A 15,977-nucleotide genomic window follows, 5' to 3' on the forward strand; every position below is an offset into this window, starting at 1 on the left:
ATTGGTGTCAACGTTCGCCCTGAAGCAGGCCGCGCTCGGCGATGCGGCCGACCACCGCGTCGCGCACGACCGGGGTCACGAATTTGCGGATATCGCCGCCAAAGATCGCGATTTCCTTGACCAGCCGCGACGCGATCGGCTGCAAACCCACATCGGCCATCAGGAAGACGGTTTCGATGCGGTCGTTGAGCTTCTGGTTCATCCCCGCCATCTGATACTCATATTCGAAATCGGCGACGGCGCGGAGCCCGCGCACGATAACGCTCGCGCCCTCGCGCTCGGCGAAATCCATCAATAGCGAGTTGAAACCGACGACCCGAATATCGCCGTCGATCGTGGCAACTTCGCTCTGCACCATCGCGATGCGTTCCTCGTCATCGAACATCGGCGATTTGGTGATGTTGGTGGTGACCCCGACCACCAGCCGGTCGACCAGTTTCGCGCCGCGGCGGATGATATCCATATGCCCGAGCGTGATCGGGTCGAACGTTCCGGGATAAACCCCAATGCGCATCAACGGTCCCTTTCCACCACATAATAAGCGATCGCCCGAAGCAGCGCGGCCTCTTCGCCGTAGCCCGCCAGATGCGCGATTGCCTGCTCGACCAATATGGTCGCCTGTTCGCGCGCGCGCTCGAGACCCATCAGGGTGACGAACGTCGCCTTGCCCGCCGCGTCATCCTTGTGCAGAGCTTTGCCCGCCAGCACCTCGTCGCCCTCGACATCCATGATGTCGTCGGCGATCTGAAACGCGAGGCCGATGTCGCGCGCATAGGCGCGCAGTGGCCTGCGGCCCTCCGCGGGAATCCGCGCAAGGATCGCTCCCGCCTCGACCGAAAAGGCGATCAGCGCCCCGGTCTTCAGTTGTTGCAGGCGCGTCACCGTGGACAGGTCGAAATGCGATGTTTCGGCGGCGAGATCCATCATCTGGCCGCCCGCCATGCCTGCGGGGCCGGCCGCGCGCGCGAGTTCAAGCACCAGCTCGCCGCGCACAAACGGATCACCGTGAGTCGCGGAGTCGCACAGCCATTCGAACGCCAGCGCGTGGAGCGAATCGCCCGCGAGCACTGCGGTCGCCTCGTCAAAGGCGCGGTGCACCGTCGGCTTGCCGCGGCGCATATCATCATCGTCCATGCACGGCAGATCGTCGTGGATCAGCGAATAGACGTGCATCGCCTCGACCGCCGCCCCGACCTGCAGCGACGAGCTGCGATCGACATGGAACAAGTCGCCCGCGGCGCGAACGAGCAAAGGACGCAATCGCTTGCCGCCGGCAATCGCGGCATGGCGCATTGCTTCATAGAGGCGCTCGCGCGGGTCGGCAGGGATCGTCAGATATTGCTCGAACAGCCGATCGATGCCGTCCGCAACCTCTGCCTGCGCCGCGTCGAGCAGATGCGCGGGGCCTCCCTTATCGCCGTCGACTGACGCCGCCACCGGCTCAGCTTTCGCCGAAGGGCGTGGTTCCCGCCGGCTGGCCGTCGGCGTTCAGGCTAACCTGCTCGATGCGCGCCTGCGCCGCGGCAAGCCGCGCCTCGCAATGTGCGCGCAGCGCATGGCCGCGTTCGTACAGCGCCACCGATTCCTCGAGGCTGACGTCGCCGCTTTCCAGCCGCCGCACGATCGATTCGAGCTCGCCCATCGCGGCCTCGAACGACAGCGAGGCGATGGCGGGGGCGGCAGGCGTTTCGGCGGTGTCAGTCATCCCCCTGCTTTGGCCTTTTCGCCCCCTTGCGGTCAAGCTTGACGTCGTCTGGCACAGCGATAGGCTCTGCCCATGTTCATCGGCCATTTCGCACCGGCGCTGGTTGCCGCCGCGCATCCCCGCGCGGCGGGGCTCGGAACGCTGTTCGTCGCGGCGCAACTCGTCGATATCGGTTTTGCGGCTTTGCTGGTCCCCGGGGTCGAAGCGATGCGGATCGTCCCCGGCATCACCGCGATGAACCCGATGGACCTGTACCACATGCCCTATACGCACAGCCTCGCCGGTGCCTTGCTCTGGAGCTTGCTGTTCGGCGCGCTGGTCTGGATCGCAACCCGGCGGCGCGCCGCCGCGATCGGCGCCGCGCTGGTCGTCGTCTCCCACTGGTTCATCGACCTGCTCGTTCATATCCCCGACCTTACTCTGTTCGGTGCCCCACCGAAGCTGGGACTCGGGCTGTGGAATCATCCCGCGATCGCGATGCCGCTCGAGGTCGCGCTGATCGGCGGTGCGCTTTTCTACTATAAAATGCGAACAAGGGGCCAGGCCGGCGATGCCCGCCTCTGGACATTGATCGCGCTGCTCGCCTTGGTTCAGGCGATCGACTGGTTCGGTCCGAAACAGCCCGCCTATTCGCCCGCCATCCCGGCGACGATGCTCGGTGCCTATGCCCTGCTCGCACTAACGGCGGCGTGGGCAGGCGCCAACCGCCAGCCGATCATTCCTGCAGCGGCCTGAGCGACATCGCTTCGGCGCAATCGCGTTTCCATTTTTTGCAATTGTCGGCGTGCTATCGGCGAGCCATGCTGCACCGCACAATAATGAGAGGGCTTAAAGGCAAGTATTGTTCTCAAAACAAGGACTTGCATCATGAAAACGGCGTTTCTTCTTTCAGCACTCACCCTGTTCGTCGCCGCACCCGCCATCGCCCAGACCGACGACAGCTCGGCGCGGCGCTTCGAACATGGCGGCAATATCTACAGCTACACCGTCACCCGGGTCGGCGATTCGCGCGTGATCAGCGGGATCGACGAACGGACCGGCAAGCCTTTCCGGCTGCGCGTCGGCGAACGCCGCGTCCGCGGTACGGTCGGCACCCAACAGGTTGATTTCGCCCTGCGCGACGTCAAACCGCTCACCACCCCCGCGACGGTCCTCGCCGCGCGCTGACACCCAAAGCCGGATTCAGACCCCATATTGCCCAAAAAGGGCTTCATGGGGTCTGTTCCTATCGCGCGCACGCGGCTAAAGGCGCGCCATGACCCAGAACACATCCGCCATCACCCCCGAGATCGTCGCCGAGCACGGTCTGTCGCCCGAAGAATATGAGCGCGTGCTGCACGCCATCGGGCGCGAACCCAATCTCGTCGAGCTCGGCATCTTCTCGGTGATGTGGTCGGAGCATTGCAGCTACAAAAGCTCGCGCCTCCATTTGAAGAAATTGCCGACCGAAGCGCCCTGGGTGATCTGCGGTCCCGGCGAAAATGCCGGCGTGATCGACATTGGCGAAGGCGCCGACGGCAAGAAGCTCGCCGCGATCTTCAAGATGGAGAGCCACAACCACCCCTCGTACATCGAACCCTATCAGGGCGCGGCGACCGGGGTCGGCGGCATCCTGCGCGACGTCTTCACCATGGGCGCACGCCCCGTCGCCAACCTCAACGCGCTGCGTTTCGGCCGTCCCAACCATCCGAAGATGAAGCATCTCATCTCGGGCGTCGTCCACGGCATCGGCGGCTACGGCAATTGCGTCGGCGTTCCGACGGTCGGCGGCGAGGTCAATTTCCACAAGGCCTATGACGGCAATATCCTCGTCAACGCGATGACCGTCGGCGTCGCCGAACAGGACAAGATCTTCTATTCGGCCGCATCGGGCATCGGCAATCCGATCGTCTATGTCGGTTCGAAAACCGGCCGCGACGGCATCCATGGCGCGACCATGGCATCGGCCGACTTCGGCGAGGATGCCGAGGAAAAGCGCCCGACCGTGCAGGTCGGCGATCCCTTCACCGAAAAATTGCTGATCGAGGCATGCCTCGAACTGATGGCGTCCGACGCGATCGTCGCGATTCAGGACATGGGCGCTGCGGGCCTCACCTCCTCGTCGGTCGAAATGGCGTCGAAGGGCGGCGTCGGCCTCCATCTCAAGATGGACGATGTGCCGCAACGCGAAGCCAATATGACCACCTATGAAATGATGCTGTCCGAATCGCAGGAACGCATGCTGATGGTGCTCAAGCCCGGCAAGGAAGATTTTGCCAAGGCGATCTTCGAGAAATGGGAACTCGACTTCGCGGTCATCGGCACCGTCACCGACACCGGCCGCATGGTGCTGGAACATCATGGCGAGGTCGTCTGCGACATTCCGCTCGGCCCGCTCGCCGACGATGCGCCGCTCTATGACCGCCCGCATGTGCCAACCCCGAAGCAGCCCGCGCTGACCAATGTTCCCGAAACCACCGACGTCGCGGCCGACCTCAAGACGTTGATGGGCACCCCCGACATCGCCAGCCGCCGCTGGATCTGGGAACAATATGACAGCCAGGTCGGCGGCGACACGGTGCAGATCGGTGGTGACGCCGCGCTCGTGCGCATCCACGGCACCAACCGCGCGCTCGCCATGTCGACCGACTGCACCCCGCGCTATTGCTACGCGGACCCGGTCGAGGGCGGCAAGCAGGCGGTCGCCGAAACCTGGCGCAACATCAGCGCGGTCGGCGCGACCCCGCTCGCGATCACCAACTGCCTCAACTTCGCCAACCCGCAGCGCCCCGAAATCATGGGCCAGATCGTCGGCTGCCTCGACGGCATGGCGCAGGCGTGCATCGCGCTGGACTATCCGATCGTGTCGGGCAACGTCAGCCTCTATAACGAGAGCAAGGCGACTGGCGGCGGCAGCGCGATCCTGCCCACCCCCGCGATCGGCGGCGTCGGCGTGATCGAGGATCTCGGCAAAGCCGTCGGCATCGGCTTCAAGCGCACCGGCGACATCGTCCTCGCGGTCGGCGAACGCGCCGGCCACCTCGGCCAGTCGGTGTGGCTCCGCGAAATTCACGGCCGCGAAGAAGGCCCGCCGCCGCCCGTCGATCTGAAGGCCGAACGCCGCACCGGCGACTTCATCCGCCACGCGATCAACGCCGGCTGGATCACCGCCTGCCACGACGTCTCCGACGGCGGCGTCGCGGTGACCCTCGCCGAAATGGCGCTGAAGTCGGACATCGGCGTGATGGTCAGCGAAGAACAGCCGTTCGGCGTCGCGGAGAGCTTTTTCGGCGAAGATCAGGGCCTCTACCTCGTCACCGTCTGCGACACCTGCCTCGCCGACTTCCTCGACGCCGCCGGCCGCGCCGACGTACCCGTCGATCCGATCGGCCGCACGATCAAGGACCGCATCGTCTTCGAACTGCCCGAAAGCGACCATAGCGTGACGCTTGCGGAACTGCGCGGCGCGCACGAAGGCTTCTTCCCGACCTTGATGGGGGCCGACGCCGCGCTGGCTTGATCCATCGCTTGTTCCCCGGCGAAAGCCGGGGAACAAGCTGTAAAGCCAGCAGGTTCGCCCTGAGCTTGTCGAAGGGCCGTTCTTTCTTTAGCCTTTGAAAAGCGGCGAGGTCGCTTCGGCAAGGGGAAGAACCAATGAGCATCCATGTCGGAATCGGCGGCTGGACCTATGAACCCTGGCGCGGGACCTTTTACCCGCCAAAGCACCCGCAAAAGCGCGAACTCGAATATGCCGGTCAGCATCTGACCGGTATCGAGATCAACGGCACCTATTATGGAAGCCAGAAACCCGAAAGCTTCGCAAGCTGGGCCGCTGCAGTGCCAGACGGCTTCCGGTTCAGCGTCAAGGCCTCACGCTTCGCAACCAACCGCAAGATATTGGCCGACGGCGCCGGATCAATCGAGAAATTCCTGACGCAGGGAATCACTCGCCTCGACGACCGCCTGGGCCCGATCCTCTGGCAATTCATGGCGACGAAGAAATTCGAACGCGACGATTTCGCCGCCTTCCTCGATCTGCTCCCCGAAACGCAGGACGGCCTGTCGCTCCGCCACGCGCTCGAGGTGCGCCACGAAAGCTTCCGCGACCCGGCCTTCATCGACCTCGCGCGCGATCGGAACATGGCTATCGTCTTCGCCGACAGCGACGAATTCCCCTGCATCGACGAACAGACCGCCGACTTCACCTATGCGCGCCTGCAACGCAGCCAGGAGGATGTCACGACGGGTTATGACGACAAGGCGCTGGACCATTGGGCCGGCCGCGCCCGCGGCTGGGCAGCCGACGACCGCGATGCCTATATCTTCTTCATCGCCGGCGCGAAGGTTCACAACCCCGCAGCCGCGCAAGCGCTGATCGAACGGCTAAGCTAAACTGTTCCCCGGCGAAAGCCGGGGTCCAATCAGGCCGCGACCGCCTGCGACGCCAGGAAATTATACGGATCGATACCGCGGTTGCGATACGCGCGGTGCGCTTCTTCATAGAGCGTCGGCTTCGCGATCCCGAGCCGCGCGCGCGCTGCCTCAAGCGGTTCGGCGAGCAACGAGCGAATGTCCTGCTCGATGATCGCCTGCGACGCCTTGCCGTTGCGCTGGCCCTGACGGATCGCGCCCATCACCGGCGCGTCGCTCTTGATCCCGCGCTTCACCTCATAGCCGCCGGCATAGGCGATGAAGAAATTGCCGTAATTGCCCGTCTGCCCATAGGTGAAGCCGAGCACGCACTGTTCGCCCAGCGCGTCGCGGCCATAGCCGGTCAGGATGTGGAACAGGTCGTGCGTGTCGCGCAGGCGATTGCTGTACCACTGCACCTGATCGTCATATTGCGGACGGCCCATCTTGTCGCTCTCGGCAACAAGGCCCGCCGCCGACAGGCCTTCGCGGCGCATGAAGGTGACATAAGCATGGCCGACGCTGCCCTCGGGCAATTGGTCGATCCACGCATGATCGTCGAGCAGGTCAGGAAGATAGGGCTCGCGTTCCATCAACTTCTTGCCGAAATCGCTTTCGACGAAAGCGCGCGCGTCGTCCACGAAGCCCTTGCGCGGCAAATTCTCGAAGATGTGGAAGACCTGTTCGGTATCTTCCTTGTCCGCGATGAGCTTGCGAAAATGCGCAAACGCCTTGAACGGGCGGAACTTCGGGGGCTTGCGATCGGGGTGCGAGAAGATGGTGGGGATCATTGGGGGGCTCCGACGAATCATGCGATAAGGCTGATCTAGCACTACTGACATAAATGTCAATAATGATTTAACGGACTGGACCGCACCATCGCTCCACCGTTATACCTTCACAACACAGCGAGGAACGATATGGGCGAAGACAGAGAAGTTACGGCGCCCCGGCTGGTCACCCTCGACGCGCTCCGCGGCTTTGCAGTGATGGGCATTTTGGCGATGAACATCGTCGCCTTCGCCATGCCCGAAATGGCCTATCTCTCGCCCGGGATCTATGGCGGCGAAACAGCATCCGATATCGCAGCATGGGCCTTCGGCTTTATCCTGTTCGACGGCAAGATGCGCGGGCTGTTTTCGATCCTGTTCGGGGCGAGCATGCTGCTCATCATCGACCGCGCCAAAGCGTCGGGCCAGGATCCGGCATCTGTCCATTATCGCCGCATGGCGTGGCTCGCGATCTTTGGCCTCAGCCATTATTTCTTCATCTGGTGGGGCGACATATTGTTTCTCTACGCCGCTGTCGGCTGCGTCGCCTTTCGCTTCCGCGACTGGGCACCGCGCCGGCTGATTCAATGGGCGATCGGCCTGTTCACGTTGGGCGTTGCGATCATGTCGCTCATCTTCGGCTCGCAACTCTTTTTGTCCCTCACCGCCGACTCCCCTTCCGCGCACGGCGAACTTGTAGAAGCCGGCCGTACGCTCAACGCCGAATATGCCAGCCTCGCCGATGAAGCCGCCGAGGAGATCGCGCTCTATCGCGGCGGCTATGCCCCCATATTGGCCGAGCGGCTCGACAATGCGCAGAACCCGATCATCATGGTAGCAATGAGCTTTCTCGAAACGCTGCCCTTGATGATGATCGGCATGGCGCTGTTCCGCAACGGCTTCCTGACCGGCGCCCGGCCCGGCACCGACTATCGTCGGGCGATGCTACACTGGCTGCCGCCCGGGCTACTGCTGACTCTGTTGCTGATCTGGATCCAGTGGAAGGCCGAATTCGACACGCTCGTCGCGCTCAACGTCTTTCTCGCCTGGGCGCAGCCGGCGCGACTGATGATGACCATCGGCTATGCTGCACTGTTCGTGCTGCTGATCCAACGCTACGCCAACAGCACGGGCATGGCGCGCATTGCGGCAGCGGGCCGCATGGCCTTTTCCAACTATATCGGCACCAGCATCGTGATGACGAGCATCTTCTATGGCTATGGCCTGGGGTTGTTCGGATCGGTCGACCGGATGACGCTCTATCTGTTCGTTATCGGCGGCGCGGCGGCGATGCTGCTCTGGTCGAAACCCTGGCTCGACCGCTTCCTTTATGGTCCACTCGAATGGCTATGGCGCAGTCTCGCGCGCGGATCGCTCCAGACGATGCGCCGCGCGGCCTAATAGCCGACGGCGCTACCGACACCGGGGGTACGCCGCTGAACCAGCGGATTGGCCTCGCGCTCAAGCGCGCCCAGCGTTTCCTCAAACAGCGGACGCAGTGTCACGACGCGCGGCAAATATTCTTCAGGGCTGGTCTGGCTTTCGATGCAATAGCGCGCGAACACCTCAATATCTTCAGCGAGCACACCCAGTCGTTCGGCACCGAACTGGCGCGCTTCGCTTTTCAGCGTGTGCGCGGGCATGACGAGCCCGCGCGCATCGCGGGCGCGCATGGCGTCCTCGATGGCGGCAACCGACTTGGTCCCGTCTTCGCGAAAATAGCCCAAAATCCGCACAAATGCGGCACCCAATTGGGTGCGCGTCGCGCGAAACTCATCCCAATCGACCAGGATTTCGTCCAATGTTCCGTCCCTTGGTGTGCAATTTGGTCAGTGGTCCCCGACCACCCTTGCGCCAATGACGGTAAAAAAGACGTTACACCGCACAGCCAGACCCGCAAATAAATGCGTCATTTCGGGTCAGCCGCGGCGAACCCGCCACCGCTCCGCGCCACCCGCTGCCGGTTCGGCCTCCACCTGCCAGCCATGCTCGGTCGCCAGCGCCGCAACCTCGCGCCCTGCCTGGGGATCATCGGCCATCAGAAGGACGAACGGCGCATCGCGCATAGCGCGCGCCAATCGCAGCGCGGGCCACGGACAACGCATCCCGCGCGCATCGACGACCAGCGCCCCTGCGGCGTCAGACGTCGTCATTCGTCATAAGGATTGCGCGAGTTGCGGAAGTTCATCCGGATCGGCACGCCCTGGAACCCCATTTCCTTGCGCAGCCCGTTGACCAGATAGCGCGTATAGCTGCCCGGCAGCGCGTCGGTGCGGGTGCCGAACACGACAAAGGTCGGCGGACGGGTGCGCGCCTGGGTGACATAGCGCAGTTTGATCCGCTTGCCGCCGGGAGCGGGCGGCGGGTTGGCGTCGACCGCATTTTCGAACCAGCGGTTGAGCTTTGCGGTCGAAACGCGATTGTTCCAGATTTCGCGCTGTTCGAAGGCGACGCGGATCAGGGTGTCGATCCCCTTCCCCGTCGCGCCCGAAATGCTGAGCACGGGCACGCCCTTGACCTGGCTAAGCCCGTCTTCGAGCGCGGTGCGCACACCATTGAACAGCGACGACGGATCCTCGGCAATATCCCATTTGTTGAGCGCGACGATCAGTGCGCGGCCTTCCTGCAGCACGCGGTCGGCAATGTGCAAATCCTGCGACTCAAGGCCTTTGGTGGCATCGAGCAACAGCACGACGACCTCGGCGAAATCGACCGCGTGGAGCGCGTCGGCGACCGACAATTTCTCCAGCTTGTCCTGCACCTTGGCGCGCTTGCGCATCCCGGCGGTGTCGAACAGCTGAATCTCGTGGACCTCGCCGTCATTTTCCCACTGCCATTCGACGCGGATCGAATCGCGGGTAATCCCGGCCTCGGGTCCGGTGATCAGCCGGTCTTCGCCGATCATGCGGTTGATCAGCGTCGATTTGCCGGCGTTCGGACGGCCGACGATCGCGAGCTTCATCGGACCGAGATTTTCCTCGTCCGCTTCGCCCTCGATTTCTTTTTCCTCGACCTCGCCATCGGGCTCGACGATCGGGCGCAGAGCATCGAACAGTTCGACCATTCCCCCGCCATGTTCGGCGCTGAGCGCAATCGGATTATCGAAACCCAGCGAATAGGCCTCCATCAGCCCCGCCTCGCCCTGCTTGCCCTCGGCCTTGTTGACGACGAGGATGATCGGCGTGTCTTCGCTGCGCAGCCAGCGCGCGATTTCCTCGTCGAGCGGGGTCACCCCGGCGCGCGCGTCGATCATGAACAGCGCGGCATCCGCCTCGCGCACCGCCTTTTCGGTCTGTACGCGCATCCGGCCAGGAAGCGTCGCCGCATCCTGATCCTCAAACCCTGCGGTATCGACAATGCCAAAGGTCAGGCCGAGCAATTGCCCGTCGCCTTCGCGCCGGTCGCGCGTCACCCCGGGCTGATCGTCGACCAGCGCAAGGCGCTTGCCGACAAGCCGGTTGAACAAAGTCGATTTGCCGACATTCGGCCGACCGACAATGGCGATCGTCGTGGATCGCGACATGATATTATCCCTGTGTTGCGCCGGGCCCGCCCCGGCCCGAGCGCCTTAGCGCCAGGCCGTGATGCGTCCGTCGTCTGCCAAAATATACAAAATATTGTTCGCGACCACCGGTGCCTGTGACAGCGGCGTCTTGAAATCGGTCGAACCCAGCAGCGAACCGTCGGTGGGCGAATATTCGGCCAGCGTGCCTTCGCTGTTCACCGCGATCAACCGCCCGCCAGCCAGAATCGGTCCGGTCCAGCGGATCGGATCCTTCTTCTTCTTGTCGGTCTCGACGCGGAAGCGGGCAAGCTGTTGCAGCCAACGCACCTTGCCGGAGCCGCGCGCGACGCACAGCAGCTTGCCGTCATCGGTCATCGCATAGACCCATTCGCCGACCACATAGGGCGTCGAAATGCCCGCGATCGAGATTTCCCAGCTACGCTGGCCGGTGACGAGCTCATAGCTCGCCATGCGCCCACCCTGACCGAGCGCGAAGACATGGCCGCGATCGATGACCGGATCGGCATCGACGTCGGTCAGCGTCGACACCGACAGGGCCATCGACGTGCGCGCCAGTGCATCTTCCCACAGGTCGCGGCCATTTTCGTAACGATAGGCCTGGACCTCACCCGACGAGAAGCCGGCGACGATCGTTCCCTGTCCAGCGGCAGGCGACCCGGCGCCGAAAATGCTCCCGGCTTCCAGCGACGCTGTTGCCTGCCACAGCACCGCACCATTCGCGCTATTGAGCGCGATGATCTGATTGTCCTGACTGATGACATAGACGCCGCCGAAAGCGATCGTCGGTGCGCCGCGCAGTGGCCCCGCGGGCTTCACCTTCCAGATCACCGACCCGTCGGCGACGTTCAGCGCCGCGACATCGCCCGCGCCGCTCGTCGCATAGACGACCGATCCGTCGACCCCGGCGCCGCCGCCGAACAGCGAATCCTTATAATCCTTGCCGGTGCTGCCGATCGGCGTCCGCCACAGCGGCGCGCCGGTATCGGCGGCCAGCGCGGTCACAGCCGCGTCGGTACCGACGACGAACAGACGGTTGTCCGCGATCACCGGCGATGCGGCGAGCCGCTGCTTGTTCGTTCCGCCGGCGATATTCGCCTGCCAAATCTGGCTACGCGTCGCGGCGAGCGCCAGATGGCCCATCGATTTCGAAGCATTGCCGCCCGACTGGGTCCAACCGGCGTTGACCACCGGTTCGGGCAGTACGACCGCGACCGCCTCGGTTGCCGGATCGATCTTGATGCTATTGTCGTTGGACAGGATCGACACGCGTTCGCCCACCGTCGGAGTCTTCGGCCCGCCGTCGCCCTTGATCACACCGCAACCGGCGAGCGGCAGCGCCAGCAGCACCGCATAAAGTCCGTAACGCGTCTTCCGCATATTAATTGGCTTCCTCAGCTTTTCCGGCTGCCGCTGCCTTCGGCGCAGCATTACCTTTTTTGTCCCCGGCGGCGCCCTGCGTCGCGCCTTTCTTGTCGGCTTCGGCGCTTTCGGCCGCGCGGTCAGCAACGGCATCGACGCCCAGCATCCCTGCCATCTGCACCGCACGCGACTGCAGCGATTTCGGCGTCTTGGGCAATTTGGCGATACGACCGTAAAGCGCTCCGGCCTTGTCGAACTGGCCGAGCTGATAATGCGCGATCGCCGTCAACTCGGCGGCGCTGGGGAACAGGCTGGACGCCGGATCCTTGGCATCGACCATCGGCTTCATGCGCGCGATCACCGTTTCGGGCTTCAGCGTGTCGAACTCCAGCGCGGTCTGGCGGATCAGCGCGAGATCGCGCATCGCCGGGTCGAGCTTCGTGTCGGCGGCGACCTTGGCCATGATCGCGGAAGCGGCCTTCAGGTCACCAGCCGCGGCCTTCATATTGCCCTGCTGGATCAGCGCGGCGGCGCGATAGGTCGCATCGTTGCCCGCTTCCAGCGTCTTGAGTTCGCTCGTCGCGGCGGTCGGCTGGTTCGTGGCGGCCTTTTCAAACGCTGCCAGCAGTTCCTCGGCCTTTTCGCCCCGGAGACTCTCCTGATGGTGGCTCCAGTAAAGATAGCCGCCGAACGCCAGCAACGCCGCGATGGCGCCACCGATGATCCAGCGCCCATAGCGCTGCACGATCGTCTCGAGCTGATCCTTGCGAACCGCCTCGTCGACTTCCTGCAACAGCGCTGCATCGTTGGTCGGGCTCAGGGCCAATCAAACCTCCATAACTCGTTCGTGGCTCCGGGGCCCGCCGCTTCCTTAGCGACGGTGCCGAAAAAGGCCAAGCGATTCACTCGGCCACCGGCGCCGGCACCGTGGGCAACCGTCAACCAGCGTAGATTTGATCGGCGGTCGGGAATGAACGGGACCTGACTTCGTCGGCATAGTCCTTGACCGCACCGTCGACGACGCCCGCCATATCCTGATAGCGTTTGACGAACTTGGGCACGCGCTCGAACATGCCCAGCATATCGTCGGTTACCAGCACCTGCCCATCGCATTGCACCGATGCGCCAATCCCGATCGTCGGGCATTCGACCTTGTTCGTAATCTCGATCGCGATCGATTCGAGAACGCCTTCGATCACGATCGAAAAAGCGCCCGCCTGCGCAACCGCAACGGCATCCTCGACGATCGAGCGCGCTTCGGCCTCGCTTTTGCCGCGCACGCCATAGCCGCCCAGTATATTGACCGCCTGCGGCGTCAGTCCGACATGACCCATCACCGGAATGCCGCGCTGGGTCAGGAACTCGATCGTCGGAGCCAGCACCTTGCCGCCCTCGACCTTTACCGCGGCGGCGCCGGTTTCCTTGAGCAAGCGCGCCGCATTGTTGAACGCCTGTTCGGGGCTCATTTCATAGCTGCCAAACGGCATGTCGACGATAACAGCGGCATGATAGCTGCCACGCACCACCGCAGCGCCGTGCAGCGCCATCATCTCCATCGTCACCCCGACCGTGTGCGGCAGGCCATAGATCACCTGTGCCAGCGAATCGCCCACGAGCAGCATGTCGCAATGCGGGTCGAGCAGCTGCGCCATGCGGACGGTATAGGCGGTCAGCATCACAAGCGGCTCGCCGCCCTTGCTCTGGCGGATGCGCGGCACCGTCAGGCGCTTCATCGGCTGCGGGGTCGGGTTGGCTCGGCTCGTCGACGTGTCGAAGGTGAGCGTTTTGGGGAGCGTAGACATGCGGCGGGGTTTAGCCGCTAAAATGGCATGGCGAAACCGCTATTGTTGCAGCGCAGCGATTGTCGCGCGGCGGATCAGGCCGCGCTCAACGCTGCGAGCTGGTCGGCACTCAATGCCAGTTTCATGCTCCCCAGCAATTCGTCGAGCTGGGTCACCGTCGTCGCGCTGGCGATCGGCGCAGTCACCCCCGGCTGCTGCGCAACCCACGCGAGCGCGATTTGCGACAGGGTGGCGCCGGTTTCGGCGGCGATCCCGTCCATTACCGCAAGGACCGCAGGGCCGTGTCCTTCCATATAGGATTTGGCCTTGTAGCTGCGCGGGCTTTTGCCGAGGTCGTCGGTGCTGCGATATTTGCCCGACAAATAGCCCGAGCCCAGGCTGTAATAAGGAACAACCCCGATATTCTCCGCGATGCACAGCTGCTGCAGGGCGCCTTCATATTGATCGCGGTCGAGCAGGTTGAGTTCGGGTTGCATTGCCGTGAAGCGCGGCAGGCCCTTGGCGTCAGCGACGCGCAGCGCCTCGGCCAGCCGTTCGGCCGTGTAATTGGACGCGCCAATCGCGCGAACCTGCCCCGCGTCGATCAACTCGCCGAACGCGCCCAGCACTTCATCGAGCGGCACGTCGGGATCGTCCTTGTGCGCAAAATACAGGTCGATCGTGTCGACACCCAGCCGGTCGAGCGACGCGGCGACGGCGGCACGAACGCCGTCGGGGCTGAGCCCGCCCGACATCATCCCGACCTTGGTCGCGATCAATACGCGATCGCGGGCGCCGCTGGCCATCAACCATTCGCCGATCATGCTTTCGGATTCGCCGCCCTTGTGGCCATCGACCCACGCCGAATAGACGTCAGCGGTGTCGATCATCGTTCCGCCGCCTTCGACGAAGCGATCGAGCACGGCAAAACTCGCCGCGCGGTCGGCGGTCCAGCCAAAGACATTGCCGCCCAGCACCAGCGGCGGGATCGCAAGGCCGCTCTGGCCCAAGGCTTTGTCGGTCATGGCAATTGCCCTTTCTTCACCGTCGCGACGGCTTCGCGCGGATTGTCGCTGAACAGCCCGTCAATTCCGGTCTTCAGATAGGCGTCGATCTCGGCGCCCAGATCGCCGTGCCCGGCAGGGTTGACGCCGCTCTTGGCACCGAGCGGCAGGAAGAAATTCTCGCGGCGAAAAGTCCAGGGATGAACCTTCAGCCCCACCACATGGGCATCGCGCACCAGGCTTGTCGGATCACCCAATGCGCCGAGCGCACCGCGCGGAATGACCATCGCCTTGTCCGGGCCGATGCCGTCGGCATAGGCCGCAATGGCCTTGAGCCCCGCAGGTGACGCCATCGCGGCATAGCTGGTGCCGGGCATATCGGGAGGACCGCCTGCGCCTGCCATTAATTGAATCAGCGGCAGCTCGCTCTTCTTGCGCAGCGCCTTGAGGTTTCCAACCTCGAAGCTCTGGATGAAGACCGGAGCACTGCGGCCGCGATAGCCGAAACGATCGAGGGTCGTTAGCAGGGGCGCCTCGTGCGGCAGGCCAATTGAAGCGAAATAGCCGGGATGCTTGGTTTCGGGATAAACGCCGACGGGTTTGGCGCGCCCCTCGTTCGCTTCGGCAAGCAGCGTCAATATTTCCTCGAAGGTCGGAATATCGAACTGCCCGTCAAATTCGGTACCGCGCAGTTTCGGCAAGCGTTCGCGTGCGCGCAGCGTTTTCAGTTCGGCAAGCGTGAAGTCCTCGGTAAACCAGCCGGTGGTCTGAATTCCGTCGATCGCCTTGGTCGTTTTTCGCGTGGCGAATTCGGCATGATCGCGAACGTCGGTCGTTTCCGAAATCTCATTCTCGTGCCGCGCCACCAGTACGCCGTCCCTGGTGAGCACCAGGTCGGGTTCGATGAAATCGGCGCCCTGCTCGATCGCGAGTCGATAACTGGCGAGCGTATGCTCGGGCCGTTCGCCCGATGCACCGCGATGGGCGATAACAATCGGCGACTGACCGCCAAGGGTCGGCTGCGCCGTCACCTCTTCAACCGCGCAGCCGGCAAGCAGCAGCACCGCGAACGGAGCCGCCAGCCAGCGGATCATGCTGCAAAACGCGCCTGCCAGTCGGCCGCCGAGAATCCGACGCTAATCCCGTCCGCCGATTCGACGACGGGGCGCCGGATCATCGCGGGTTGATCGAGCATCAATGCGGTGGCCGATGCGACGTCGAGCCCCTGCTTCTGCGCGTCGGGCAGCTTGCGAAAGGTCGTCCCGCTCTTGTTGAGCAATTTTTCCCAGCCAAGCGCCTCAACCCAGCCCTTGAGCCGGTCCGGGTCGAGCCCATCCTTGCGCACGTCATGAAAATGATAGCCGACGCCCTGCTCGCTGAGCCAGGCGCGCGCTTTCTTCACCGTATCGCAGTTCGAAATTCCATAGAGTGTCAGTGCCATGC

At 63.7% G+C, this 15,977-nt stretch carries 18 protein-coding genes; 5 read left to right on the plus strand and 13 right to left on the minus strand.

Annotation, left to right across the window (positions count from 1 at the left end):
- Positions 1 to 7: 7 nt before the first annotated feature.
- The 3 genes from coaD to AC1RRJ_RS18445 are packed head-to-tail and all read right to left on the minus strand — an operon-like array spanning position 8 to position 1,705.
- A complete protein-coding gene (gene coaD, locus AC1RRJ_RS18435; protein ID WP_493125364.1) occupies positions 8 to 514 on the minus strand; it encodes a pantetheine-phosphate adenylyltransferase in 507 nt (168 codons plus the stop codon).
- Complete coding sequence (locus AC1RRJ_RS18440) at positions 514 to 1,437, minus strand: polyprenyl synthetase family protein (RefSeq protein ID WP_493125366.1); 924 nt, start codon at positions 1,435 to 1,437, stop codon at positions 514 to 516. The genes coaD and AC1RRJ_RS18440 overlap by 1 nt, the downstream gene beginning before the upstream one ends.
- 4 nt (positions 1,438 to 1,441) lie before the next feature.
- Complete coding sequence (locus AC1RRJ_RS18445; RefSeq protein ID WP_493125368.1) at positions 1,442 to 1,705, minus strand: exodeoxyribonuclease VII small subunit; 264 nt, start codon at positions 1,703 to 1,705, stop codon at positions 1,442 to 1,444.
- 72 nt (positions 1,706 to 1,777) lie between these two features.
- On the opposite strand from AC1RRJ_RS18445, the gene AC1RRJ_RS18450 reads away from it, so the two are divergent.
- From AC1RRJ_RS18450 to AC1RRJ_RS18465, 4 genes are all read left to right on the plus strand, one after another.
- Positions 1,778 to 2,440, plus strand: a complete 663-nt coding sequence (locus AC1RRJ_RS18450; protein WP_493125370.1) for a hypothetical protein — start codon at positions 1,778 to 1,780, stop codon at positions 2,438 to 2,440.
- Positions 2,441 to 2,572: 132 nt separating this feature from the next.
- Positions 2,573 to 2,872 (plus strand): hypothetical protein, encoded by a 300-nt coding sequence (locus AC1RRJ_RS18455; protein ID WP_493125372.1) that lies wholly within the window; start codon positions 2,573 to 2,575, stop codon positions 2,870 to 2,872.
- Between the two features lie 88 nt (positions 2,873 to 2,960).
- Complete coding sequence (purL, locus tag AC1RRJ_RS18460; protein WP_493125374.1) at positions 2,961 to 5,204, plus strand: phosphoribosylformylglycinamidine synthase subunit PurL; 2,244 nt, start codon at positions 2,961 to 2,963, stop codon at positions 5,202 to 5,204.
- Between the two features lie 134 nt (positions 5,205 to 5,338).
- The gene (locus AC1RRJ_RS18465) at positions 5,339 to 6,076 is read left to right on the plus strand and encodes a DUF72 domain-containing protein (protein ID WP_493125376.1); all 738 of its coding nucleotides are present in this window, start codon (positions 5,339 to 5,341) and stop codon (positions 6,074 to 6,076) included.
- A 29-nt stretch (positions 6,077 to 6,105) separates the two neighbouring features.
- Here AC1RRJ_RS18465 and AC1RRJ_RS18470 read toward each other — a convergent pair whose 3' ends face one another.
- The gene (locus AC1RRJ_RS18470; RefSeq protein ID WP_493125378.1) at positions 6,106 to 6,885 is read right to left on the minus strand and encodes a Coq4 family protein; all 780 of its coding nucleotides are present in this window, start codon (positions 6,883 to 6,885) and stop codon (positions 6,106 to 6,108) included.
- Positions 6,886 to 7,014: 129 nt separating this feature from the next.
- Between AC1RRJ_RS18470 and AC1RRJ_RS18475 the strand changes: the two genes are divergently transcribed.
- Positions 7,015 to 8,265: a DUF418 domain-containing protein gene (locus AC1RRJ_RS18475; protein WP_493125380.1), complete on the plus strand. Its 1,251-nt coding sequence runs from the start codon at positions 7,015 to 7,017 to the stop codon at positions 8,263 to 8,265.
- Here AC1RRJ_RS18475 and AC1RRJ_RS18480 read toward each other — a convergent pair.
- The 9 genes from AC1RRJ_RS18480 to AC1RRJ_RS18520 form a co-directional block, all read right to left on the minus strand.
- Positions 8,262 to 8,666, minus strand: a complete 405-nt coding sequence (locus AC1RRJ_RS18480) for an Hpt domain-containing protein (protein ID WP_493125382.1) — start codon at positions 8,664 to 8,666, stop codon at positions 8,262 to 8,264. The genes AC1RRJ_RS18475 and AC1RRJ_RS18480 overlap by 4 nt on opposite strands.
- 117 nt (positions 8,667 to 8,783) lie before the next feature.
- Positions 8,784 to 9,017, minus strand: coding sequence for a sulfurtransferase TusA family protein (locus AC1RRJ_RS18485; protein WP_493125384.1), 234 nt, complete (start codon positions 9,015 to 9,017; stop codon positions 8,784 to 8,786).
- Positions 9,014 to 10,387, minus strand: a complete 1,374-nt coding sequence (der, locus tag AC1RRJ_RS18490) for a ribosome biogenesis GTPase Der (protein WP_493125386.1) — start codon at positions 10,385 to 10,387, stop codon at positions 9,014 to 9,016. Before der ends, AC1RRJ_RS18485 begins: the two co-directional genes overlap by 4 nt.
- Before the next feature lie 45 nt (positions 10,388 to 10,432).
- Positions 10,433 to 11,767 carry an outer membrane protein assembly factor BamB family protein gene (locus AC1RRJ_RS18495; RefSeq protein WP_493125388.1) on the minus strand — a complete coding sequence of 445 codons (1,335 nt, stop codon included), beginning with the start codon at positions 11,765 to 11,767 and terminating at the stop codon, positions 10,433 to 10,435.
- A 1-nt stretch (position 11,768) separates the two neighbouring features.
- On the minus strand, positions 11,769 to 12,575 hold the full coding sequence (locus AC1RRJ_RS18500; protein ID WP_493125390.1) for a tetratricopeptide repeat protein: 807 nt from the start codon (positions 12,573 to 12,575) through the stop codon (positions 11,769 to 11,771).
- 112 nt (positions 12,576 to 12,687) lie between these two features.
- Positions 12,688 to 13,551: a 3-methyl-2-oxobutanoate hydroxymethyltransferase gene (gene panB, locus AC1RRJ_RS18505; protein WP_493125392.1), complete on the minus strand. Its 864-nt coding sequence runs from the start codon at positions 13,549 to 13,551 to the stop codon at positions 12,688 to 12,690.
- A gap of 74 nt (positions 13,552 to 13,625) precedes the next feature.
- Positions 13,626 to 14,555, minus strand: coding sequence for an aldo/keto reductase (locus AC1RRJ_RS18510; protein WP_493125394.1), 930 nt, complete (start codon positions 14,553 to 14,555; stop codon positions 13,626 to 13,628).
- Positions 14,552 to 15,628: a glycerophosphodiester phosphodiesterase gene (locus tag AC1RRJ_RS18515; protein WP_493125396.1), complete on the minus strand. Its 1,077-nt coding sequence runs from the start codon at positions 15,626 to 15,628 to the stop codon at positions 14,552 to 14,554. Before AC1RRJ_RS18515 ends, AC1RRJ_RS18510 begins: the two co-directional genes overlap by 4 nt.
- Complete coding sequence (locus AC1RRJ_RS18520) at positions 15,625 to 15,975, minus strand: ArsC family reductase (protein WP_493125398.1); 351 nt, start codon at positions 15,973 to 15,975, stop codon at positions 15,625 to 15,627. The genes AC1RRJ_RS18515 and AC1RRJ_RS18520 overlap by 4 nt, the downstream gene beginning before the upstream one ends.
- Positions 15,976 to 15,977 lie beyond the last annotated feature (2 nt).

This window comes from Sphingopyxis sp. GW821-FHT12C06 (assembly GCF_058807415.1).